Origin of the sequence: Pseudomonas sp. G.S.17 (assembly GCF_038096165.1) — a bacterium.
Classification (GTDB): domain Bacteria; phylum Pseudomonadota; class Gammaproteobacteria; order Pseudomonadales; family Pseudomonadaceae; genus Aquipseudomonas.
On record NZ_CP151076.1, the window covers coordinates 4,575,622 to 4,599,446 of the forward strand.

A 23,825-nucleotide genomic window follows, 5' to 3' on the forward strand; every position below is an offset into this window, starting at 1 on the left:
GTTAATCCAAAGCCTCCAGCTGCGCCATCAAATCGCTCAGGCGATCCACTTTCTCCTCGGTGATCACGCTGGATTCCAGGCCGTCGATATAACTCGCCAACTCGGAAACCGTGCTGCACTCGAACATGGCCCGCAGCGGCACCGTGCGCTGCAAGGCGTTCTGCACCCTTGAGGCGATTTGCGTGGCGAGCAGCGAGTGACCGCCCAGTTCGAAGAAGTTGTCGTGGATGCCGACCTGCTCGACGTTCAGCACCTGCGCCCAGATATCGGCCAGGGTTTGCTCAAGCTCATTACCCGGCGCAACGTAGGCGTGATTGTGCAGCTGGCCGATATCCATGGCCGGCAGTGCCTTGCGATCCAGCTTGCCGTTGGCGTTGCGCGGCAACTGCTCAAGCAACAACCAGTGCAGCGGCACCATGTAATCGGGCAATACCGCACGCAAACGCGCCTTGATGATTTCCGGCAATTCGCCCGCCTGATCGGCACCCGGCCCCTTCGACATAACCAGATAGCCCACCAGATACTTGCCGTTCGGCCCTTCCTGCACCGAAACCGCAGCATCATGGATTTCCGGCTGCTCATGCAGTCGCGCTTCAATTTCCCCCAGCTCGATACGGAAACCGCGAATCTTCACCTGATGGTCGATGCGCCCGACGTATTCCAGTACGCCATCCGCCCGACGCCGCGCCAGATCGCCGCTGCGATACAGCCGCTCCCCCGCCGCGCCAAACGGATGGGGAACAAACACCTGCGCCGTGCGCAGCGGATCGCCCACGTAACCCCGGCCCACACCCGTGCCGGCGATGCATAACTCGCCGATTGCACCCAAAGGCACCAGCTCCAGTGCGTCATCCAGCAGGTACAAGCGGTTGTTATCAGTCGGCGTACCAATCGGCAGATAGCTGCCCTCGGTCGCGGCTTGATCGACGCGGAAGAACGCCACGTCATCGGAACATTCCGCAGGCCCGTAAGCATTGACCAGGCCGATCTGTGGATAACTCTGCAACCATTGATGGGCGAGTTCCGGCGCCATCGCTTCCCCGGTCGGCAGCATCCAGCGCAGGCGTTCCAGCGGCAGACGCTCTGCGGCGAGCATGCCTTGAATCAGGGACGGCACGCTTTCCAGTACGGTGATGCCGCTGCTCTGCACATGTTCCAGCAGCGCCTGGGGATCGTGAGCAATGATATTCGGCACGATATCCACCCGCGCGCCGAACAGCGGCGCGGCGAGGAATTGCCAGACCGAAATATCGAAGCTTTGCGACGCGGTCTGCGCAATCACATCGAACTGATCCAGTTGCAGATATGGCACCTTGCTCAGTTGGTTGTTGAGCATGCCGCGCTGCTCGACCATCACGCCTTTGGGCTGCCCGGTCGAGCCGGAGGTGAAGATCACGTAAGCGAGGTTATCCGGCCCGGAATAAATCCCCGGATTGAGCACCGAATGCGAGCCCTGCTGCACTTCTTCCCAGACCAGCAAGCGCGGTTTGCCAGCGCAGGAAAAGCCTTCGAGCAAGCCCAGCGCCTGCTCGCGATAAGCCGCGGTGCAGACCAACAGCGGCGTGCCGCTCTGTTCGATGATGCCGCTCAGGCGCTGACCCGGCAGGCCGGGGTCCAGCGGCAGGTAACCCGCGCCAGCCTTGAAGCTGCCGAGGATCATGCCCAGCAGATCCAGGCCGCGTTCGGCCAGCAAAGCGACTGGCTGATCCATTTGCACACCAGCCTCGCGCAAGGCATGGCCGAGGCGATTGGCGTGACGATTGAGGTCCTGATAACTCCACTTGCGCTCCAGACACGTGGCGGCGATGCGCTGTGGATGAGCCTCGACCTGGGCTTCAAACAGCCGCACATAGCCTTGCTCAAGGGGATAGTCATGCTCGCTGCGGTTGCAATCCTCAATCAGGAATTGGCGCTCCGTATCGGCCAGCAACGGCAAATCCGCCATCGTGCCTTGAATGCCGTCAGCCAGCGCCAGCAGCAGACGCTTGAACTCGCCCAGCAAGCGTTCAACGGTTTCGCCATCGAAATAGCGCTGATCGAACGACAGATGCAGGCCCAACTCATCGCCCGGATAACACACCGCTGTCAGCGGGAAGTTGGTGTGGGTCCGGCCGGAATCCGAGCTGGCGCTCAGACTTTGCGCGCGATCCAGCACAGACACTTCCACCGGGGCGTTTTCGAAGACGAACAAGCTGTCGAACAACGGTTGGCCCTTGGGCAGCTCACTGCAATCCTGAATCTGCACCAGCGGCATGTATTCGTGCTCGCGCAGTTGCAGGTTGCTGTCGAGCAGGCCGTGCAGCCAATCCAGCACCGCGCAGCTTTCGTCATCCGCAGGCAGGCTGACCCGCAGCGCAATGCTGTTGATGAACAGCCCGACCGTGCGCTGCATCTGCGGCATGTCCACAGGACGTCCGGCCACGGTGACGCCGAACACCACGTCGCGCTCGCCGCACACCCGGCGCAGCACCAAGGCCCATGCGGCCTGGGCTAAGGTATTCACTGTCAGTTGATGTCGCTGGGCCAGATCCTTGAGACGCAGCCCATCCTGAGCATCGAGACGCGTGTAGCGGTCGCCGACAATCATGCCGCCGCTGTGACCGGCGTGTTCACGCAGCAACGGGCGATCCACCGGAATGAACGTGGGGCGCTCGAAGCCCTGCAGATTGGTGCGCCACCAGTGTTTCGACTGGGCAATGTCCTGACGCTGCAACCAGCCGATGTAGTCGCGATAACGCGGCGGCGCGGGCAATGCAGCCTCGCGTCCCTCGCCGAGCGCGGTGTAGATTTCGAAGAAATCACTCATCAACAAACCACGGCACCAGGCATCGATAAGGATGTGGTGGTTGCTCATCATGAACCAGTAACGCCCGGCGCCGATGCGGATCAGACGCAAGTGGAAGGGTGCTTCATGCAGCAGATCGAAACCGGCCTCGCGCTCGTTTTTGAGCAGCGCTTGCAGGCGCTCTTCATGGCCTTGCTCAGGTTCGCTGCTCCAGTCGACAGACTCGATGCGGGTGGCGCCGGGCTTGTGGATGATTTGCAGCATCTGCTCGCCGCTGTCCCAGCAGAACGACGCGCGCAAGGCTTCGTGGCGGGCAACCACCGCTTGCCAGGCTTGGGCAAACCGTTGCGGGTCGATCTCGCTGTCGATGCGATAACGGTCCTGCATGTAATAAATCCCGGTGCCCGGTTCCAGCAGCGTGTGCAGCAGCAGGCCTTCCTGCATCGGCGTCAGCGGATACACATCTTCAATGGCCGCCACCGGGATCGGCAGCGCATCCAGTTGTTGCTGACTGAGCCTGGCCAGCGGGAAGTCCGAAGGCGTCAGGCCGCCCGCATCGTCGGCCAGGCAATGAGCGATCAGCCCTTGCAGCTCGGTCAGATAATCATTGGCCAGGACGTCGATGCTTGCCGGGTCAAAACGCTCGTGACTGAACGTCCAGCGCAACACCAGTTCGCCGCCGTACACCTGACCATCGATGCTCAACGCGTTGGGCAATGGCGCCTGTTCGTCGTGGGTCGGGCCGACATCGGCGTCCAGCGGTTTGAACAGTGCGTCAGCGGCGAAACTCTGATCGAACTGGCCCAGATAATTGAAGGTGATCAAGGCCTGGGGCAATGCGGCCATCGCCTGCCGACACGCATCATCGGCCAGATAACGCAGCACGCCGTAACCCAGACCTTTGTGCGGCACGCTGCGCAACTGTTCCTTGATGGCTTTGATCGACGACGCCAAACCGGCGGCATCGGCAATGTCCTGCGGCACCAGGCGCAACGGGTACGCGCTGGTGAACCAGCCGACGCTACGGGTCAGGTCGATGTCATCGAACAGGGTTTCGCGGCCGTGGCCTTCCAGCTGGATCAGCGCGGCCGTGTCCCCGGTCCAGCGACAGACCACCCGCGCCAGCGCGGTCAGCAGCAAATCATTGACCTGGGTGCGATAGGCGGCGGGCGCCTGTTGCAATAACTGGCGGGTGCGCCGGGCATCGAGGCGTACGCTGAGGGTGTGCGCCTGAGCGTTCAGCTGACGGCCCTGAGGATGATCGAACGGCAAGCTGCTGCTGTCGATCAATTGGCTTTGCCACCAATGCAATTCTTCACGCAGCGGCTCGCTGACGGCATAGGTCTGCAAACGCTGGGTCCAGTCGCGGAACGCGCTGGTTTTCGCCGGCAACGCTTGCTGGCGATAAGCCGATTGCAAATCATCCAGCAGAATCCGCCAGGACACGCCGTCCACCACCAAATGGTGAATGGCCAGCAGCAGTTGCTGCGGCGCCTTGCCGTCGCTGACCAATACCGCGCGCAGCAACGGCCCGCGCTCCAGGTTGAGGCTGCGTTGCGCGTCGGCGAACAGCTCCGGCGAGGCGTGTTCCGCGCGCCACAATACGGCGCATTGCTCCATCGGCGCGTGCTCGGCACTCCACACGTCAGCGTCGCGTTTGAAGCGCAAGCGCAACGCATCATGCTGCACCAGCACTTCACGCAGCGCCTGCTCCAGACGGACCGGGTCGAGGGTTTCCGTGGGTTGCAGCAGCACGGACTGGTTCCAGTGGTGCGCCTGGGGGATTTCGCTGGCGAAGAACCAGTGTTGAATCGGCGTCAGTTTCGCTGCACCGAGGATCGGCCCTTGCTCGGCAAGGATCTGCTCCGCGCGGGTCGCCACGCTGGCCAGGGTTTGCACCGTCTGGTGCTGGAACATGTCACGCGGGCTGAAGTGAATCCCCGCCTGACGCGCCCGGCTCACGACCTGAATCGACAGGATCGAATCGCCGCCCAGTTCAAAGAAGTTATCCACCAGGCCGACCCGCTCGACATTCAGCACGTCGCGCCAGATCGCCGCCAACGCTTGCTCCAGCTCGCTTTGCGGGGCGATGAACCGTTGGCTATTGTGTTCCGGGTCCGGCGCTGGCAAGGCGCGGCGGTCGAGTTTGCCGTTGGCGGTGAGCGGCATGCTGTCCAGCACGATCAACTGCGCGGGCACCATGTAATCCGGCAACTGACTGTGCAGGTGAGTCCGCAGGGCATCACGCAGCTCGGCCGTATCACCTTCGCCGACCACATAGCCGACCAGTTGCTTGCCGCTTGGCGCATCCAGCGCCAGCACCACGGCTTCGCGCACGGAAGGATGTTCCAGCAGGCGACTTTCGATTTCCCCCAGCTCGATGCGGAAGCCACGAATTTTCACTTGGTGGTCGATGCGACCCAGGTATTCCACCAGGCCATCGGCGCGCTGGCGCACCAGATCGCCGGTGCGGTACATCCGGCCGCCGTTGGCGCAGAACGGGTCGACAACAAACCGCTCGGCGGTCATGCCCGGCCGTTGATGATAACCGCCGGCCAGCCCGGCACCACCGATGTACAGCTCGCCGGTGGCGCCTTGGGGCAACAAGGTCAGGTCGGCATCGAGAATGTAGGCGACTCGCGCCCCGACCACGCTGCCAATCGGCACCGTGGCTGCGCCCTCTTCCAGCACTTGCGGCGCCAGACACGCCAGCGGCATGACCACGGTTTCGGTCGGGCCATAGGCGTTGAAGAACTGTTCCGGCTGGAACGCTGCGCGGATGCGTTGCAGGTGTTCGCCGGTCAGCGCTTCGCCGCCAGTGATGCACATGCGCACCGGCAAGGTTTGCTGCTGGCTGGCCAGCCATTGTGCCAACTGGCTGCCGTAGCTCGGGGTAAAGCCGAGAATATTGATCTTCTGTTCGCGGACCAGCTGGCAGATTTCTTCTGCATCCCACTGTCCTTGAGCACGCATGACGACCCGCGCGCCGCAGAGCAACGGCACCAGAAGGCGCTCGGTCGCGGCATCGAAGTTGATCGAATAAAAGTGCAGCTCGCAATCATCGTTGCGCATGCCAAACCGCTGGATCACTGCCCGGCAATGCATGGCGATTTCCCCATGACTGACCGTCACACCCTTGGGTTTGCCGGTGGAGCCGGAGGTGTAGATCAGATAAGCCTGATGCTGCGCCAAAGTGAGGTTGGGCAGGTTGCTGGCTTCATAAAACTCTGCCTCCCGTGGGAGCGAGCTTGCTCGCGAAAGGGCCGATACATCCGCCGCATTCTCACGACCTGCAACACCGTCTTCGCGAGCAAGCTCGGCTCCCACAGTTCCGTACTTCTTCAGGGGATATCGGGCAACCCCCGCAGAAGCCTGATGCTGCGCCAAAGTGAGGTTGGGCAGGTTGCTGGCTTCATAAAACTCTGCCTCCCGTGGGAGCGAGCTTGCTCGCGAAAGGGCCGATACATCCGCCGCATTCTCACAACCTGCAACACCGTCTTCGCGAGCAAGCTCGGCTCCCACAGTTCCGTACTTCTTCAGGGGATATCGGGCAACCCCCGCAGAAGCTTGATGCTGCGGCAAGGTGAGGTTGGGTAGATTGCTGGCTTCATAAAACTCTGCCTCCCGTGGGAGCGAGCTTGCTCGCGAAAGGGCCCATACATCCGCCGCATTCTCACAACCTGCAACACCGTCTTCGCGAGCAAGCTCGGCTCCCACAGTTCCGTACTTCTTCAGGGGATATCGGGCAACCCCCGCAGAAGCTTGATGCTGCGCCAAGGTGAGGTTGGGCAGGTTGCTGGCTTCATAAAACCCTGCCTCCCGTGGGAGCGAGCTTGCTCGCGAAAGGGCCGATACATCCGCCGCATTCTCACAACCTGCAACACCGTCTTCGCGAGCAAGCTCGGCTCCCACAGTTCCGTACTTCTTCAGGGGATATCGGGCAACCCCCGCAGAAGCTTGATGCTGCGCCAAGGTGAGGTTGGGCAGGTTGCTGGCTTCATAAAACTCTGCCTCCCGTGGGAGCGAGCTTGCTCGCGAAAGGGCCGATACATCCGCCGCATTCTCACAACCTGCAACACCGTCTTCGCGAGCAAGCTCGGCTCCCACAGTTCCGTACTTCTTCAGGGGATATCGGGCAACCCCCGCAGAAGCTTGATGCTGCGCCAAAGTGAGGTTGGGCAGGTTGCTGGCTTCATAAAACTCTGCCTCCCGTGGGAGCGAGCTTGCTCGCGAAAGGGCCGATACATCCGCCGCATTCTCACAACCTGCAACACCGTCTTCGCGAGCAAGCTCGGCTCCCACAGTTCCGTACTTCTTCAGGGGATATCGGGCTACCCCCGCAGGCAACTCGCCCAACGCGTCAAACAACGCCGTATCGCCCAACAGCAAACCGATGCCGCTGTCTTCAATCATGTAGTGCAAACGGTCCAGCGGATATTCCGGGGCCAGCGGCACGTAAGCGCCGCCAGCCTTGAGGATTGCCAGCAGGCCGATGACCATTTCGTGGGAGCGCTCCAGCGCCAGGCCGACCCGCACCTGCGGACCAACACCGCGCTCACGCAAGGCGCGGGCCAGCTGGTTGGCCCGACCGTTGAGCTGGGCGTAACTGAGTGTCTGCCCGGCAAATGTCAGGGCGCCAGCCTCCGGGGTTTGGCGCGCCTGTTCCTCGAACAACTCATGAATGCACAACGACAGATCATGCTCGCCCGCCTCCTCAGCCAGACCGGCAATCAAGCGCGTTTGCTCGGCAGGATCAAACAGTTGCAATTCGCTCAAGCGTTGGCCCGGATCGGCAATCAAACCTTGTAGCAAGTTGCGCCAATGAGCAGCCATGCGCGCAATACGTGGCTCATCGAACAGATCGCGGCTGTACGTCAGGCAGCAGCCCAGGCGCTGATCGAGGTCGGTGACTTCCAGATTCAGGTCGAACTTGGTCGCGTGGGCATCGTTGACCAGATAATCCACCGCCATGCCCGCCAACGTGCGGCTTTGCTGGAATTCCCAGCGCTGCACGTTGCACATCACCTGAAACAGCGGGTTATACGCGGCACTGCGCGGCGGTTGCAGGGCTTCTACCAGATGATCGAACGGCAAGTCCTGATTGGACTGACCTTCAATGACCGTCTGGCGTACCTGATCGATCAACTGCGCGACACTCATTTGCCCGTCGAGCTGGCAACGCAGCACTTGAGTATTGAGGAACGCGCCAATCAGCCCTTCGCTTTCCGGGCGGATGCGGTTGGCGACCGGCGCGCCAATGCGCAAATCCTTTTGACCGCTGTAGCGATAGAGCAGCACCGCCAGCGCGGCGGTCATGGTCATGAACAACGTCAGGCCGTGTTCCGCGTTGAAGCGGCGCACTTGCGCGGCCAGCTCGTCGCCCAGATCAAAGCGATACAAGCCGCCACGATGGCTTTGCACCGGCGGACGCGGGCGGTCGCCGGGTAATTCCAGCAGCGGATGTTCATTGCCCAGCTTGGCGGTCCAGTAATCCAGCTGACGCTGGCGCTCGCCGGATTCCAGCCATTGCCGCTGCCAGACGCTGTAGTCCAGATACTGCACCGGCAGCGGTTCAAGGGGTGATTCGCGATCATCGACGAAGGCTTCGTACAGCGCGCTCAATTCCCTGGCGAAGATATCCATCGCCCAACCTTCGGTGACGATGTGGTGCAGGGTCAGGACAAAGTAGTGTTCCTGCTCGGCGGCCTTGACCACACAGGCGCGCAGCAACGGGCCGCGCTCCAGGTCGAACGGTTGGTGCGCCTGGGCATCGGCAAACGCCTGCAATTGCTGCTCGCGGGCGCTTTGGTCGAGCGCGGAGAAATCCTGCCACTGCATAGGCACGGTCGATTCAGCAGCAACCTGCTGACAGGCCACGCCATCGACACTCGGGAACGTGGTGCGCAAGGTTTCGTGGCGAGCGATCAAGGCTTGCAGGGCCGCTTCGAAGCGGCTGATGTCCAGCACGCCGCGCAACCGCGCCATGCCGCCGACGTTGTAGGCCGGGCTGTCCGGCTCCAGTTGCCAGAGGAACCACATGCGTTGCTGGGAATAGGACAACGGCACCGGCTGACTGCGATCCACCCGTTGAATCGGCAATTGGCGATTGCTGTCGCCCGCCCGTTGAATCCGCGCAACCTGCTCGGCAAACGCGCCGAGCTCGCTGGCATCGAACAACACCCGCAACGGTAATTCCACATCGCAGGCCTGACGCACTCGGGAAACGATCTGCGTGGCCAGCAATGAATGCCCGCCCAACGCGAAGAAATCGTCGTTCAGGCCCACTTGCGGCAAGCCCAGGACCTCGCGCCAGATGGCGGCGATTTGCTGCTCAAGCTCGGAACGCGGTTCGACGTGCACGCACTGCTGCCAGTGCGGCTCGGGCAAGGCGCGGCGGTCCAGCTTGCCGCTGGGGCTCAGCGGCATCTGCGCCAGGCGCATCAGCTGCGCCGGGACCATGTAGTCCGGCAGTTCAGCAGCCAACGCTGTTTTCAGTTGTTCGGGGGATACCTCGCTGTCCGCCGTGTACCAGCCGATCAACTGCGCGCCTGCGTTGGTTTCGCGGACCAGCACCACCGCTTGCAGCACGTTGGGCTGGGCCAGCAAGCGTGCTTCGATTTCCTGGGGCTCAACGCGAAAGCCGCGCAACTTGACCTGCTGATCGAAACGCCCCAGATACTCGATCACGCCCTCGGCGGACCAACGCGCCCGGTCGCCGGTGCGATACAGACGCGCGCCCTCCTCGCCCAATGGATCGGGCACGAAACGCTCGGCGGTCAACTCGGGTCGCCCCAGATAACCACGGGCCAGGCCGATGCCGCCGATGCACAGTTCGCCGGGCACGCCAGCCGGCAGCGGATTGAGTTCGCTGTCGAGAATCCGGCACAACACATTGCCCAGCGGACGCCCGATGGGCGAGCGTGGGCCGTCTTCAATCCGGCACTGCCAATGGGTGACGTTGATGGCGGTTTCGGTCGGGCCGTAACGGTTGTGCAATTGCACGTTCGGCAGCTGCGCCAGCACCCGATTGCGCAGTTCGGCGGGCAAGGCTTCGCCACCGGAGAAAATCCGTTTCAGGCTGCTGCAGACGCTGACTTGCGGGTCTTCGATAAACAGCTGCAACAGCGGCGGCACAAAGTGCAACGTCGTCACGCCAAATTGCTCGACCAGTTCGATAATGCGCCTTGGGTCGCGATGCTCTCCGGGGGCGGCGATCAGCAGTTGGCAACCGGTAATCAGCGGCCAGAAGCATTCCCACACCGACACGTCAAAACTGACCGGCGCCTTTTGCATCAGCACATCAGCGGGCGTCAGTTGATAAGTGGCCTGCATCCATTGCAGGCGCTCAGCCAGTGCGGCGTGGGTGTTGCCGACGCCTTTGGGCTGGCCGGTGGAGCCGGAGGTGTAAATCACGTAAGCCAGGTTGTCGCCATTGAGGTGCAAACCCGGCGCGCTGCGTGGCCAGTTGTCCAGATGCAGGGTATCGAGGGTGATGGCGGTAAGGCTTTCGTCCACCGGCAAATCGGCCAGCAGATGGCTTTGGGTCAGCAGCAGTTCAACGCCGCTGTCACGCAGCATGAAACTCAGACGCTCGCGCGGGTATTCCGGGTCCAGCGGCACGTAGGCACCGCCAGCCTTGATGATCGCCAGCAAGCCGATCAGCAGTTGCGGCGAGCGCTCGGCGCAGATGCCGACGCACACGTCCGGGCCGACGCCTTTGTCGCGCAAGTAATGCGCGAGCTGGTTGGCCTGGGTATCGAGGCTGGCGAACTCCAGTTGCCCGCCGTCCCAGATCAGCGCGATACGTTCCGGTGTCAGTGCCGCCTGCTCGGCGAGCAACTCCGGCAACCAGCGCGTGGCAGGCGGGCAAGGTGCGCGACTCCATTCATGTTGCTGGGCCTGCTCGGCAGCGCTGAGCAGCGAGAGGTCGCCAACGCATTGCGTCGGTTGATCGCTGACCTGCTGCAACAAGGCGGTGAAATGCTCGGCCATGCGCTGCACGGTCTGCACGTCGAACAACTCGGCGGCGTAATCGAAATGCAGCGCCAGACGTCCGCGATGATCCTCTTCGCTGTGTAATTGCAGATCAAACTTGGCTTCGCGGCTATGCCACGGCAGCTCATCGGCGAGCAACCCCGGCAAACGGCGCAACGCGCTCAGGTCCCGTTGCTGATGGTTGAACATCACCTGAAACAGACCTTGCTCCCGCGCATGGGGCATGGCTTCGAGTAGTTGCTCGAACGGCAAGTCCTGATGGGCCTGAGCGCCGAGGGCTGCCGCGCGGGCTTCGCGCAACAACTGATTGAACGGCTTGCGTGAATCCACAGCACCGCGCAACACCAGGGTATTGATGAAAAAGCCCACCAGACCCTGGGTTTCCAGACGCGGGCGGTTGGCGCCCGGCACGCCGATGCGAATATCAGTCTGGCCACTGTAACGATGCAGCCATGCCTGGAATGCGGCCAGCAGGACCATGAACAGCGTCGCGTCATGTTCCTGGGCGGTGCAGCGCAGCGCGGTGCTCAGGCCTTCATCGAGCAACACGCTGTAACGCGCCGCCCGCTGGCTGTGCAACGCACTGCGCGGATGATCGGTGGCCAATGCCAAAGTCGGCTGTTCGTCGCCCAGCTGCTCGGTCCAATAAGCCAGTTGCCGTACGGATTCACCCGCTGCCAGCCATTGGCGCTGCCATTGGGCGTAATCGGCGTAGTGCAGCGACAAAGGCGCGAGGGCCGGGGTCTGGCCTTGACTGGCAGCTGCGTACAGCCTGGAGAACTCGTCGATCAGCACATTCAGCGACCAGCCGTCAGCGATGATGTGATGCAGCGTGACCCAGAGCTGATGTTCCTGATCGTCGAGGCGTACCAGTGTCACGCGCAGCAGCGGGCCATTTTGCAGGTCGAACGGGGTTTGCGCTTCCTGCTCCCGCGCCTGTAGCGCCAGCGCGTCGCGTTCGCTGCTGGCAAGCTGGCTCAGGTCCAGATGCTGCAAGACAAAGGCCGAGGCTGGCTCGATGCGTTGCAACGCCTGTCCATCGATCTCAAGAAAGCGCGTGCGCAAGGCTTCATGGCGCTGGATCAAGTGCTGCAAGCTGGCAGTCAACGCCGCCTGATCCAGCTCGCCGCGCAAACGCAGCGCGGCGGGGATGTTGTAAGCCGCGCTCTGCGGCTCCAGTTGCCAGACAATCCACAAGCGATTCTGCGCCAGGGATTGCGGCAAGTCGCGATCACGCGGCAGCGCCTCAATGGCGTTTTGCGTCGGCACGCCGGCAGCTTGTTGGCGAGCGACTTCAATGGCAACTTCAGCGGCAAAACCTGCCAGCGACGGCGACTCAAACAGCAGGCGCAGGTTCAGCTCCAGGCCAAGCACTTCCCGCAGGCGGGCCATGACCTGCGCCGCAGCGATGGAATTGCCGCCGAGCAGGAAGAAATGGTCGTCGGGCGCGATCTGCTCCACATGCAGCTGTTCACGCCAGATCGCGGCGATGCTGTCCTGCAAGTCGTCGACCGCCCCGGCAAGCACTTGCTCAAGATGTTGTTCATCCGGATAGCGCGCATAGCTGTCGAGACTGCCATCGGCCAAACCCTTGGCGCAGGCGGCGCGTTGCAGCTTGCCGCTGGAGGTCTTGGGCAGCGCGCCGGGATTGAGCAGCAGCACGACGCCGGGCGCTTCCTGAAACGCCTCGGCAACGGTTTGCCGAATGGCCTTGATCAACGCCTGCGGGGCGAGGATTTTCTGCACGCTGCGGCTGACTTCGGCGGCGATACCGATGCTGTCCACGCCGTTTTCGCTGATGGCGAACGCCGCGACCCGGCCCTTGCGCACCACGTCCACTTCGCGCTCGATGGTCTGCTCGATGTCCTGTGGATAAAGATTGTGGCCGCGCACAATCAGCATGTCTTTCAGGCGCCCGGTGACGAACACTTCGCCATCACGGATAAAGCCCAGATCACCGGTACGCAGCCAGGTGCGGCCGTCGCGCTCGACAAAGGTACTGGCGCTGGCTTCGGGATTGCGCCAGTAGCCATGGGCGATGCTCGGGCCCGCAGCGCAGATTTCGCCAACCTGATTGTCGGCCAGCACTTCGCCAGTTGCCGGTTCGACGATCTGCACCGCGTGCTCCGGCTGACTGCGGCCACAGCTCAGCAACAGGCTGCCGCTGCCCGGTTCGGCGCGATTTTGCGTGAGGGCTTGCGCGTCCACCTCAAGGTTGCCGATGCCAGCTCCAAGTTGCCCGCCGCTGACAAACAGCGTCGCTTCGGCCAGGCCGTAACAGGCGAAGAAGCTTTCTTCGGTAAAGCCGGTGGCGGCAAATTTGCTGCTGAATTGATCGAGGCTGTCCTGCCGGATCGGCTCGGAACCGGAGAACGCCACCCGCCACTTGCTCAGGTCCAGACCGGCCATGGCCGATTCGCTGATCCGTTCGCTGCACAGGCGATAGGCAAAATCCGGCGCACCGCTGATGGTTCCGCCGTATTCGCTGATGGCTTGCAACCAGCGAACCGGCCGCGCCAGGAAATATCCCGGCGACATCAAAACGCATGGCACGCCGCTGAAGATCGGTTGCAACAGCCCGCCGATCAGCCCCATATCGTGATACAGCGGCAGCCAGCTGACGATGACGTCGTCCGGGTTCAGGTCGATGCCAAAGCCGCGCCGGATCAACAGTTCATTGGCAACCAGATTACCGTGGGTAACCTGCACACCCTTGGGTAGCGCCGTGGAGCCGGAGGTGTACTGCAAAAAGGCGATATCGTCGGCGTGCAACTGCGTCGCGCGCCAGTCATTGGCCAGCGCATCGTCGAGGCTGTCGACGCACAACAATTGCGGCGCGTTGGCGTTGTGCAGTTGCTCCATTTGCAGCAGAGCATCGCGCAGCGCGGCACGGGTCAGGATCAGACGCGGTTCGGCGTCGGCGATAATCGACAGCAGACGTTCCTGATGATGGCGACGAGCCGACTCGGGCGGATAAGCCGGCACAGCGATGATCCCGGCATATAGACAACCGAAAAACGCGGCCACATAGTCCGGACCGCTGGGGAACAGCAGCACCGCACGCTCGCCGGGATTGGCCCGGGCCTGCAATGCAGCGGCGATGGTTCGCGCCCTCAGATCCAGCTGGCGATAGCTGAGCACCGCGCCTTCGCTGGCGTCTTCGGCAAGAAAACGCAGGGCAATTCGATCAGGCTGGCGGGCCGCACGTTGTTGCAGGGCCTGCACCAGAGTGTTGGGGAGTTCGAATGCGTCGATCATGGTTGTTCCTGCCTGAGTCTGGCTTGCAATCGGGAATGCCGGGGATGGGCGCGCCGAATGCGCGCCGGGTATCGCGGTGTGAATCAGCTGGCCGCTGCGGCGGGTGAGCGTTGGCGGCTGGCACGCGCCAGATGCTGCTCGGCATAGCGCCGCAGACAACGCAGCAACGCGCCTTCCTGTTTCTGCAGGAAAAAGTGATGGCCTTCGAACATGTCCAGGGAGAATCCGACGGTGGTTTCATCCTGCCAATCAAGCAGCTCTTCAACCCCCACGCTGTCTTGCTTGCCGCCGAACACATGGACCGGCATCGGCAACGGCTCGCGCGGCAGGTATTCAAAGCTGCCGCACAACAGAAAGTCGGCGCGCAGAATCGGCAGCATCAGCTCCATCAAATCGTGGTTGGCCAACGCGTCCTCGGAGGTGCCTTGCAGCGTGCGCAAGCGCTCGATGAGCTCGGCGTCGGTCTTGGCGACGCGGTATTCGCTGACATCACGCCGCGCCGGACCGGCGGTTGCCGAAGTGAACAGGCATAACGGCGCAGGTGCGCCCAGCTCGTCCAGCGCGTGGGCCAGCTCGTAGGCCAGCAGCCCGCCGAGACTGTGACCAAACAGGGCGTAATGCTGATCCGGCGTTCGGGTACATTGCTGGCTGACTTCCCGCGCCAGCTGCCTGGCAAGCCCGCGAATATCGGTGTGCAGCGGCTCGTTCATGCGCGTGCCGCGTCCCGGCAATTCCAGCGGATGAACGTCAAGCCACTGCGGCAATACCCGCCGCCAGCGGCTGTAGACCATGGCGCTGGCGCCGGAATACGGCAGGCAGAACAGGCGCAAGCTGTTGAAGGCGCTCACTTCAGGCCACCACTTTGTCCTGATCCATCTTCTGTCGCAGGCTCAACGGGCGCATGTCCGTCCAGTGCTGCTCGATATATTCCAGGCATTCCTTCTTCAGGCCTTTCTTGCCAACCGCCCGCCAGCCATTGGGAATGGCCTTGTAGTCGGGCCAGATGGAGTACTGCTCTTCGTGATTGCACACCACTTGGAAGGTGAGGTCTTCGCGATCAAATACCATGTCATTCTCCTGCTGCATGGGAGCCGGGCGGTGAGCCGGCACTGTCACCAAGGAGAACGGATGGGATTGCGAATTAATTAGTAACAGGTGGTTCTGCTCACTCTGCGCGGTCCACGAGCCATCAGAAAGCCAGCAGCAAAACTTGCCGTTAGTTATATTTCTCAATTGACAATAATTATCATCCAGCCTAATTTGTTGCCCGGTGTGTAGGAGGCTTCTCCTACAAAGCTTCAGCTGCCCATTGCTGCAAGGTGATTTCCATGCCGGAACAATTATCCACAAGTACGTGCGATTCACCGTTACTCCAGGCGTTCGTAGAAAACCGCCTTATCCTGGTCAAAATCGCTGCCCGCATCACGGGTTGTCGATCAAGGGCCGAAGACGTTGTGCAGGATGCCTACTTCCGCCTGCAATCCGCGCCGCAGATCACGTCATCTATCAAGGCGCAACTGAGCTACCTGTTCCAGATCGTGCGCAATCTGGCCATCGATCACTATCGCAAACAGGCCTTGGAACAGAAGTATTCAGGCAGCGAGGAGGAAGGACTCAATGTGGTCATCCAGGGCGCATCTCCTGAAGCCTCGCACATCAACTTCACGACCCTGGAAACCATTGCCGATGCCCTGACCGAGCTGCCGAGCCGTACCCGGTATGCTTTTGAAATGTATCGTCTGCACGGCGTTCCGCAAAAAGACATCGCCAAGGAACTGGGCGTGTCACCGACCCTGGTGAACTTCATGATCCGCGATGCCCTGGTGCATTGCCGCAAGGTGTCCCGCCAGGAACCCCGCGCTCTACGTCGCTGACAGCTATCGGGCAGGTCATCCCTGCCCGCGCTGCGCCCCGTCCACCCTTCCCCATTACAGCCAGTCGCATTGCGCAAAAAAGCGCTCGCGATCCAGGCTCATGAGTGCCGCGCGTTTGTGTGGGAAGTCGAACTCTTTCTCGCGAATAAAACCCCGCGCCTGCATGTAGCCGATCATTTTTGCGTTGTCCGCACGGGGTTCCGACACGATCCGTCGAGTGCGCTCGTCGTCGCCAAACACGTAGTGCAACAACGCCGACAGCCAGCTGGCGACCTTATGCGGCCCTCGATGACTTTCCTCGCCGACCAGCATGTGAATGCCACGGTCAGATTCGGCCGCGTCATAGAACGGTGCGATGCGATCTTCCAGCGCCCAGTACACCTCGAAGTAAGCAAACGGCTGATCGTCGAAGCAGCCAATCAAGGTCACGGTATGGGGATCGGCCTGCTGCTTGAGCAGATACTCGCGATGTTGTTCAAGCGTGCCGCCTTCCTGCCAGAAAGCCAGAACCCGCGGGTTGTTTTGCCAGCGGTTGAAACGCTCAAGATCCTGGTCGATGTCCAGGGTACGCAGGGAAATCCAGCTATCGAGGCGCGCGTCGAATCGTCGATAGACTTCGCCACTCGGTTTGGGCGGGCGGATCAATTGCACGGGGCTTAGCGGTAGTGAAGAGGGCATGTTCCGGGCTCACGAAAAAAGACGTATTCCATGAGAAAACGTCAGTCGCGCGGAGAAATTTAGCGGTGTTGGCCGACCGTTGGCCGGGAACAGAAATGAATGCTGCATCGGCTGGCGCATCCATGTGAAAATGTCGACCACCATTTAACGAGCCAGGTCGGGAGGCTCAGCATGCGTTACGCACAGGATCACAAAGCTCAAACTCATCAACGCATCCTTACCGAAGCGGCGGCACGTTTTCGGCGCGACGGCATTGGCGCAACAGGTCTGCAACCTTTGATGAAGGCCTTGGGCCTGACCCATGGCGGCTTTTACGCGCACTTCAAATCCAAGGACGATCTGGTGGAAAAAGCCCTGCGTTGCGCGGTGGACGAGTCCCGTGAACGCACCGCACCGGTTTTTGCTGAAGAAAACGCGCTGGAGAAATACATCGATTTCTATTTGTCCGAAAGCCATCGCAGCAACCCCGACAAAGGCTGCCCGCTGCCGACCATGTCCTGCGAACTGGGACAGCGCGGTCAACCCAGCCCGACCACTGACGAGCTTATTCTCGCCCGACTGGATTCCCTCAAGAACACCCTGTCCGGCCCTGATGCCGAAGCGCAGAGCATGATGATATTGTCGACCATGGTCGGCGCGCTGATGTTGTCACGCAGCGTGCAGGACCCGGAACTGTCGGACCGGATCCTGGCAACTGCCCGGGAATGGTTGAAGAAGACCCCGAGCGAGGCGTGATCAGTCACGCCAGCGGCGAAACAGTACGCTGGCGTTGACGCCGCCAAAGCCGAAGCCGTTGGACAAGGCATATTCGATCGCCATCGGCCGCGCGGCACCGTGCACGATGTCCAACCCGTGCGCAGCCTCGTCAGGATTATCAAAGTTGAGCGTCGCTGGGGCTATCTGATCGCGAATCGCCAAGGCGGTGAAGATCGCCTCTATGCCACCTGCAGCGCCGAGCAAGTGCCCGGTTGCGGATTTGGTCGAGGTCACCGCGATTGAGTTCTGATCGCCAAACACCGCCTTGATCGCGGCCATCTCACCTTTATCCCCCACTGGCGTAGACGTGGCATGCGCGTTCAGGTGCTGGATCTGCGCAGGTTCAATACCCGCCTGGCGAATTGCCGTCTGCATGGAACGCTGAGCGCCGCTGCCGTCTTCCGGTCCGGCGGTCAAATGGTAGGCATCGGCGCTGGTGCCATACCCGACCAGTTCGACAATCGGCGTGGCGCCACGGGCCAGCGCATGCTCCAACGATTCAATCACCAGAATCCCGGCACCTTCGCCCATGACGAAACCGTCACGATCCCGGTCGAACGGTCGCGAAGCCCGCTCGGGGTTTTCGTTGAAGCCACTGGACAGCGCCCGGGCGGCGGCAAACCCGGCGAGGCTGACTCGGTCTATAGCCGCTTCCGCCCCGCCGCAGATCGCAATGTCAGCCTCGCCGCAGCGAATCATCCGCGCCGCATCGCCGATGGCCTGCACACCTGCCGCGCAAGCGGTAACCGGAGCGCCAAGCGGACCTTTGAAACCGTGCTGGATGGAGACGTGACCCGCCGCGAGATTGACCAGGAAAGACGGAATCGTAAACGGCGAAAGGCGTCGCGGCCCGCGTGTATCGGTGGTGCGCACCGCCTCGGCGATGGACACAAAACCGCCGATTCCTGAACCGATAATCGTCGCCGTGCGCTCCTGGGCCTGCAGCGTATCAGGCGCCCAGCCAGCCTGGGCGATGGCTTGCTTGGCTGCGGCGAGGGCGAACAGGATGAAACGATCCATCTTCTTCTGCTCTTTGGCAGCCACCGCCCAATCAGCATCAAAGCCCGCTTCGGCATCTTCCTCCAACAACGGCACACGGCCGCCGACTTTGCCCGGTAGATCAGCAACAACCTCTTCCGCCAGCCTGACGATGCCGGAACGACCTGCCAGCAAACGTTGCCAGACAGGTTCGACCCCGCAGCCCAGAGGCGTGACAAGGCCCATGCCGGTGACGACGATTCGGGGACCACTCATACACTCGTTCTCCTGGTTTTCATCGAAGGGATCAGCCTTTGTAACGAGCAACTGCGCGACTCAGAGACAGGTTCGGGCCAAGGCAAGGCGCGCGCCAACCATCTCGATGGTCCGGCCTCAAAGGCGCTGCAATTAAATTACGACCATAATTTAAGCGCATTGTATGTCGGCCGACATTCATCATGTCAAGCGGGTTGAGAGTTTGGAGCAACGGGGATGACGGATGGGGTTGCGATTAGGCGGGAGAAAGACGGCCGATCCTTGATCGGCCGGGTTGGAGTGAGGCAGGACGCGTTACTGAACCACAAGCTTTTCGCGGTTCTTTTCCAGAATGGCTTTGCCAATGCCCTTCACTTCAATGAGCTCATCAACCGAAGTGAACGCACCATTGGTCTCGCGGTAGGCAACAATCGCATTGGCTTTGCCCATGCCGATACCGGACAGCTGCTTTTGCAGCGTTTCCGCATCGGCGGTGTTGATGTTGACCTTATCGGTCATTTGTTGCTGCATGCTCGCCATCTTTGGCGTATCCATTGTTGCAGGCGACATCGGCGCGGCCGTAACCGCGACCGAGGCACTGGTCAGCAAAGCAAACAACAGCGAGGACAGAAAAGACTTACGCATTAGCAGGCTCCATAACATCATTAAAGTTAGCAACTTTCCAAAGTCGCTCATTCAAATTAGTTGATGAATGGGGGCTGTCAAAGGCGACAAGAGTTTCGAGTTATTACTCGAATCAGTTGTAAAAATAGCTCACAAATAAAAAGTCCAGTTAGACCGAGTCAATCCTTATCAGAATTCGCCGCGACGTTCCTGATATATCCAGTCAACAATTTCCCCGTCCGGCGAATAACCACTGACGGTTTCCCTTAGTTGTTGTCTGACAGCAGTGTAATCATCGTCTTCAACGGCTGTAAGAAGTTGAGAGAGGCGCACCTTCAATACTTCCCAGGACAGATAGTCTTCGTGAGCGCTCATGATCATCGGGTGTTCGGTTGACACCACGTTATCGCCGATCAGCAACTCTTCGTACAACTTTTCGCCTGGACGCAATCCGGTGAACTCAATCGAGATATCGCCGTGGGGATTTTTCTCGGACCGAATACTCAAGCCTGACAAATGCACCATCTTCTCTGCAAGTTCGACGATCTTCACCGGTTCACCCATGTCCAGAACGAACACGTCGCCACCCTGGCCCATGGAACCGGCCTGGATTACCAGCTGGGCGGCTTCCGGAATAGTCATGAAATAACGGGTAATTTTCGGGTGGGTGACCGTCAACGGCCCACCGGACTGAATTTGCTTATGGAACAGCGGAATGACCGAGCCCGATGAGCCCAGGACGTTGCCAAAACGAACCATGATGAATCGGGTTTTGTTGACCTGATAGACGTTAGCCTTGTCACCGAACATTACCGGCGCCGTTTCGCGACTCAAGGCCTGAAGGGTCAGCTCGGCCAGACGCTTGGTGCTGCCCATGACATTGGTTGGCCGGACAGCCTTGTCCGTGGAAATCAGCACAAAGTTCGCGACACCCGCCTGAAGTGCCGCCTGGGCAGTGTTAAGGGTACCCACGACATTGTTGATCACGCCTTCGGCAATATTGTGCTCAACCATAGGCACGTGCTTATACGCTGCGGCGTGATAAACCGTTGCCACATGCCAGGTTTTCATGATGTCCAGCAACTTGGAGTGATTACGTACCGACCCCAGAATCGGCAACAACTTCACCGACAAAGACTCGCGCGCAACCCGCTGCTCAAGCTCGGAAAGAATGGTGTAGAGGTTGAACTCACTGTGATCGAACAACAGCAGCGTCGTTGGCCCAAGCAACAGAATCTGCCGACAGAGTTCGGAGCCGATCGACCCACCCGCGCCGGTCACCAGCACCACCTGGCCTTTGATGCAGCGCTCCAGCAGTTCCTCCTGGGCGGGTACGGAATCGCGCCCGAGCAGGTCGGCGATGTCCACTTCCTGAAGGTCATCCACCTTGACCCGGCCTGCGGCCAGATCCATGAAGCCGGGTACGCTGCGCACGTGCAGCGGAAAACCTTCCAGATAGCCCAGAACCTCGCGACGCCGGCCACGGGTCGATGAGGGAATCGCCAGTAATATTTCCTGAGCGCCAGTGACCTCGATCATTCGCTGGATGTGTTTGGGCTTGTAGACCTGCAACCCGGAAATCACCCGATTGGAGATGGATTCGTCGTCATCGATAAATGCCACGGGCCGCATCAGCCGCCCCATTCGCAGGGCCGCGACCAGTTGATTACCGGCTGCGCCCGCGCCATAGATCGCGACCTTGGGCAAGCCGTCATCACGGTTGGTAAACGGCACGTGCTGCGCGGCAGAAAACCAGTCGCCGAGGAAATATTGACGCATCGCCAGGCGCAGCCCGCCGATCATCACCAGGCTCAACCACCAATAGTTGAACATGATGGAACGCGGTACCACAGGCTGATGATTGCTGTAGGAATATACGATACAACCAAGAATAAGAGCGGAAAGGCTTACAGCCTTGATGATCGCTATCAACGCATCATTGCCGAAATAGCGCATGACAGCGCGGTACATCCCGAACCGGATAAACAGCGGAATAGCAACGATCGGCGCGCTGATGAACAGCCAGGTATGTTTTTCCAGCGGATTGACCAGGTCGTCGATTCCCAGACGAACGACGAACGCCATCCAAAGCGCAAACCAGACCAACACAACATCAGTGGCGACCTGGATTACACGCTTTTGCCGACGTGGCAACGCCACTAAAAAATTCCGTAACGTGTTCATGACTCCTTCCCGCACCTCTTGCTCCCCCTCTTGTTTCGACACAACGAATTTGAACTGTCACGCAAACACGGAATTGTTTCAATTTATCTGAAAAACCGGGGTACCGCGCTGTCAATCACGTTCGAGCGCGCCCGCACTGAATTTGACTGCCAGCAACACCAACGGCACATAGGCAATGCAAATGCCCAACAGCCCGTCAATTCCGGACGTCACCACCCACAACGCTACGGGCAGCAGCCACAACAGGTTAATCAAGCCCACTGCCAGCGTGACCGGCAGGTGCCGACCGTACCGCCGTGATGCGAATTGATAAGCATGACTGCGATGGGCTTCGTAAACCTTGTCCCCGCGCAACAAACGCCGGATCAGGGTGAAGGTCGCATCGACGATGAACACTCCCAGCAAAATCAACCATGCCCAGAATAGCTGAGGTGAAGCCCAACCCGCCTGCAGCGAAGCCACCCCCAACACGACGCCTAGAAATCCGCTGCCTGCGTCACCCATGAAGATTTTAGCTGGCGGAAAATTCCAGAACAGGAACCCGGCAACTGCCGCCGCGAGCAGCATTGGCATCCAGATCAGCTCAGTAAAACCGCACATCAGGTAAATGATGCTCGCACCACAGCAAACGCTCAACGCCTCAATACTGGCAATGCCGTCGATGCCATCCATGAAGTTGTAGAGATTGAGCATCCATACAAGATAAAACGCCGCGAGAACGTTACCGACAAAACCGAGATCGACCCGCACGCCAAAAAGATCCAGTGGTGCCAGGCCGCCCAGCCAGAACAGCGCCCATGCCGCAGCCGCAAAATGACCAAGCAACCGCCAACGCGCGGCAATATGCCCGTGATCATCCATGAAGCCGATCACCGCAACCAAAGCGCCCGCGCCCGCTATCGCTATTAACGCGGCAGTAGGCAGTTTTTGCTGGAAACCGAGCAAGACCAGCGCCAGGAGAAATGTAATAACGATAGAAACGCCGCCCCCACGTGGCGTAGGCACCGAATGCGAACTACGGGCATTGGGCACATCCATCAAACTTTGCGAAAGCGCATAGCGACGAAGACCGGCCGTCAGCGTTAGCGACAACAACACCGCCAATACAACCCACCACCACTCACTCATCGTTTTTATGTTCCAGATAATATTGCGCAGTCTTCTTCATGGCTTCTTCGACACTGACCGGAGGCGCCCAGCCGAGCATCGTACAGGTTTTGGTTATATCAACCTGCAGGGAACCGCAGAGTCTTTGTGAAAAAGCTCGCTTCCCCAATAGCGTGGCGGCTGTCGTCAGCAACCACATCGGCACCGGGATCAAGCGCGGTGCCTTGCCCAAGGCCTTGGCCATTTGCCTCAGTAGCCCGGATGTAGACAGATCATTGCCGTCGCTGACCAGAAACGTCTGGTTGGCGGCGGCCGGATGTTGAATGCACGCGACTATCAGATCCACCAGATTATCCAGAGCAACCAGACTGCGCCGATTGTTGATGGCACCAAGCGGCAGCGGAACACCTTTGTCGAGCCAGCGCATCATGCTCAGGAAGTTGGCCTTGACGCCGGGACCGTAAACCAGCACCGGGCGAATGATGACCACTTCCATGCCCGTACGAGCGGCGAGTTCTCGAAGTCCTTGTTCAGCCTTGGCTTTCGAGACGCCATAAGGATCAGAAGGATTGGCAACCTGATCGGCGCTAAAGGGTTTGGTCGATGCTGTTGCCTCGCCATTTACCTTGATTGAACTGATGAAGATAAAGCGCTTCACACCTGCCGCCGCCGCCTGTTCGGCAAGGTTCAGCGTTCCGGCTACGTTGATGCGCAGATACTCTGCTTCAGGGTCCAGCGAGGTATCGTTCATTACGTGAACGCGGGCGGCGGTGTGGATGACAACGTCAACATCGTCTACAAAACTATCCCACTGAACGTCCGGCTCAATCGACTTGATCGGTACAACTTCCAGAGCATCATCGGGCTCGGCGTAATCACCACGTACGGCGACACGCACCGAAAAATCGGAGCGAGCCGACAAATGACGCGAAACAGCACCACCGACAAACCCTGTCGCGCCAGTAATGCCAATCAATGTCGTTTTACCAACCATAAGACCGTACTCTGGAAATTTCAGGGATGTTACCGACAGGACTTCAAAACTCAATTGAAATATTCAACAAGCTTCGCATTCACTTTTATTGCATCAAATCTGGCTTTGGCCAGGCTATAGCTTTCCGGCCCCATAGGTTCGATCCGATCTGGATTTTCTATAAAAAAGACCATCTATCTACGAGGCCCGGAACCGAAAATAGCGGAAAAATAAATCCATTTCCTCCATGAACGACGGTGTCCCTACAGCCAGGCACATTTGTAGTAAGGACCGGCCGACCTATCGCCATTGCTTCCTGGGTACTCCGGGGAACCCCTTTCTGGGCAGGATGCCAAGA

At 60.1% G+C, this 23,825-nt stretch carries 10 protein-coding genes and 1 pseudogene; 2 read left to right on the forward strand and 9 right to left on the reverse strand.

All coding sequences use genetic code 11. The annotated features are described in order from the left end of the window. Position 1: 1 nt before the first annotated feature. The 3 genes from AABC73_RS21375 to AABC73_RS21385 all read right to left on the reverse strand — a co-directional run bounded on the left by AABC73_RS21375 (position 2) and on the right by AABC73_RS21385 (position 15,106). Positions 2-14,038 (reverse strand): non-ribosomal peptide synthase/polyketide synthase, encoded by a 14,037-nt coding sequence (locus tag AABC73_RS21375; RefSeq protein ID WP_341520849.1) that lies wholly within the window; start codon positions 14,036-14,038, stop codon positions 2-4. Positions 14,039-14,121: 83 nt separating this feature from the next. After that, positions 14,122-14,886 (reverse strand): alpha/beta fold hydrolase, encoded by a 765-nt coding sequence (locus AABC73_RS21380; RefSeq protein WP_341520850.1) that lies wholly within the window; start codon positions 14,884-14,886, stop codon positions 14,122-14,124. Position 14,887: 1 nt separating this feature from the next. Next, the gene (locus tag AABC73_RS21385) at positions 14,888-15,106 is read right to left on the reverse strand and encodes an MbtH family protein (RefSeq protein ID WP_341520851.1); all 219 of its coding nucleotides are present in this window, start codon (positions 15,104-15,106) and stop codon (positions 14,888-14,890) included. Positions 15,107-15,366: 260 nt separating this feature from the next. Between AABC73_RS21385 and AABC73_RS21390 the strand changes: the two genes are divergently transcribed. Continuing rightward, the gene (locus tag AABC73_RS21390) at positions 15,367-15,912 is read left to right on the forward strand and encodes an RNA polymerase factor sigma-70 (RefSeq protein ID WP_341520852.1); all 546 of its coding nucleotides are present in this window, start codon (positions 15,367-15,369) and stop codon (positions 15,910-15,912) included. A gap of 54 nt (positions 15,913-15,966) precedes the next feature. Here the strand turns inward: AABC73_RS21390 and AABC73_RS21395 are convergent. Continuing rightward, a pseudogene (locus AABC73_RS21395) lies at positions 15,967-16,554 on the reverse strand (GNAT family N-acetyltransferase); the annotation flags it as partial. A 207-nt stretch (positions 16,555-16,761) separates the two neighbouring features. Here AABC73_RS21395 and AABC73_RS21400 point away from each other — a divergent pair. Continuing rightward, complete coding sequence (locus tag AABC73_RS21400; protein ID WP_341520853.1) at positions 16,762-17,325, forward strand: TetR/AcrR family transcriptional regulator; 564 nt, start codon at positions 16,762-16,764, stop codon at positions 17,323-17,325. Here AABC73_RS21400 and fabF read toward each other — a convergent pair whose 3' ends face one another. From fabF to AABC73_RS21425, 5 genes are all read right to left on the reverse strand, one after another. Further along, positions 17,326-18,600 (reverse strand): beta-ketoacyl-ACP synthase II, encoded by a 1,275-nt coding sequence (gene fabF, locus AABC73_RS21405; protein ID WP_341520854.1) that lies wholly within the window; start codon positions 18,598-18,600, stop codon positions 17,326-17,328. A 294-nt stretch (positions 18,601-18,894) separates the two neighbouring features. After that, positions 18,895-19,224, reverse strand: a complete 330-nt coding sequence (locus AABC73_RS21410) for a helix-hairpin-helix domain-containing protein (protein ID WP_341520855.1) — start codon at positions 19,222-19,224, stop codon at positions 18,895-18,897. Positions 19,225-19,392: 168 nt separating this feature from the next. Beyond that, positions 19,393-21,387: a nucleoside-diphosphate sugar epimerase/dehydratase gene (locus AABC73_RS21415; protein ID WP_341520856.1), complete on the reverse strand. Its 1,995-nt coding sequence runs from the start codon at positions 21,385-21,387 to the stop codon at positions 19,393-19,395. 111 nt (positions 21,388-21,498) lie between these two features. After that, positions 21,499-22,515 (reverse strand): glycosyltransferase family 4 protein, encoded by a 1,017-nt coding sequence (locus AABC73_RS21420; protein ID WP_341520857.1) that lies wholly within the window; start codon positions 22,513-22,515, stop codon positions 21,499-21,501. Continuing rightward, a complete protein-coding gene (locus AABC73_RS21425) occupies positions 22,508-23,488 on the reverse strand; it encodes an SDR family oxidoreductase (protein ID WP_341524299.1) in 981 nt (326 codons plus the stop codon). The genes AABC73_RS21420 and AABC73_RS21425 overlap by 8 nt, the downstream gene beginning before the upstream one ends. Between the last annotated feature and the right edge of the window lie 337 nt (positions 23,489-23,825).

Bases quoted from the DNA above. Each gene is read 5' to 3' on its own strand.
- AABC73_RS21390 (WP_341520852.1), top strand. From the start codon at position 15,367: ATGCCGGAACAATTATCCACAAGTACGTGCGATTCACCGTTACTCCAG.
- AABC73_RS21415 (WP_341520856.1), bottom strand. From the start codon at position 21,387: ATGAACACGTTACGGAATTTTTTAGTGGCGTTGCCACGTCGGCAAAAG.
- AABC73_RS21425 (WP_341524299.1), bottom strand. From the start codon at position 23,488: ATGGTTGGTAAAACGACATTGATTGGCATTACTGGCGCGACAGGGTTT.
- AABC73_RS21420 (WP_341520857.1), bottom strand. From the start codon at position 22,515: ATGAGTGAGTGGTGGTGGGTTGTATTGGCGGTGTTGTTGTCGCTAACG.
- AABC73_RS21385 (WP_341520851.1), bottom strand. From the start codon at position 15,106: ATGGTATTTGATCGCGAAGACCTCACCTTCCAAGTGGTGTGCAATCAC.
- AABC73_RS21410 (WP_341520855.1), bottom strand. From the start codon at position 19,224: ATGCGTAAGTCTTTTCTGTCCTCGCTGTTGTTTGCTTTGCTGACCAGT.
- AABC73_RS21375 (WP_341520849.1), bottom strand. From the start codon at position 14,038: ATGATCGACGCATTCGAACTCCCCAACACTCTGGTGCAGGCCCTGCAA.
- AABC73_RS21400 (WP_341520853.1), top strand. From the start codon at position 16,762: ATGCGTTACGCACAGGATCACAAAGCTCAAACTCATCAACGCATCCTT.
- fabF (WP_341520854.1), bottom strand. From the start codon at position 18,600: ATGAGTGGTCCCCGAATCGTCGTCACCGGCATGGGCCTTGTCACGCCT.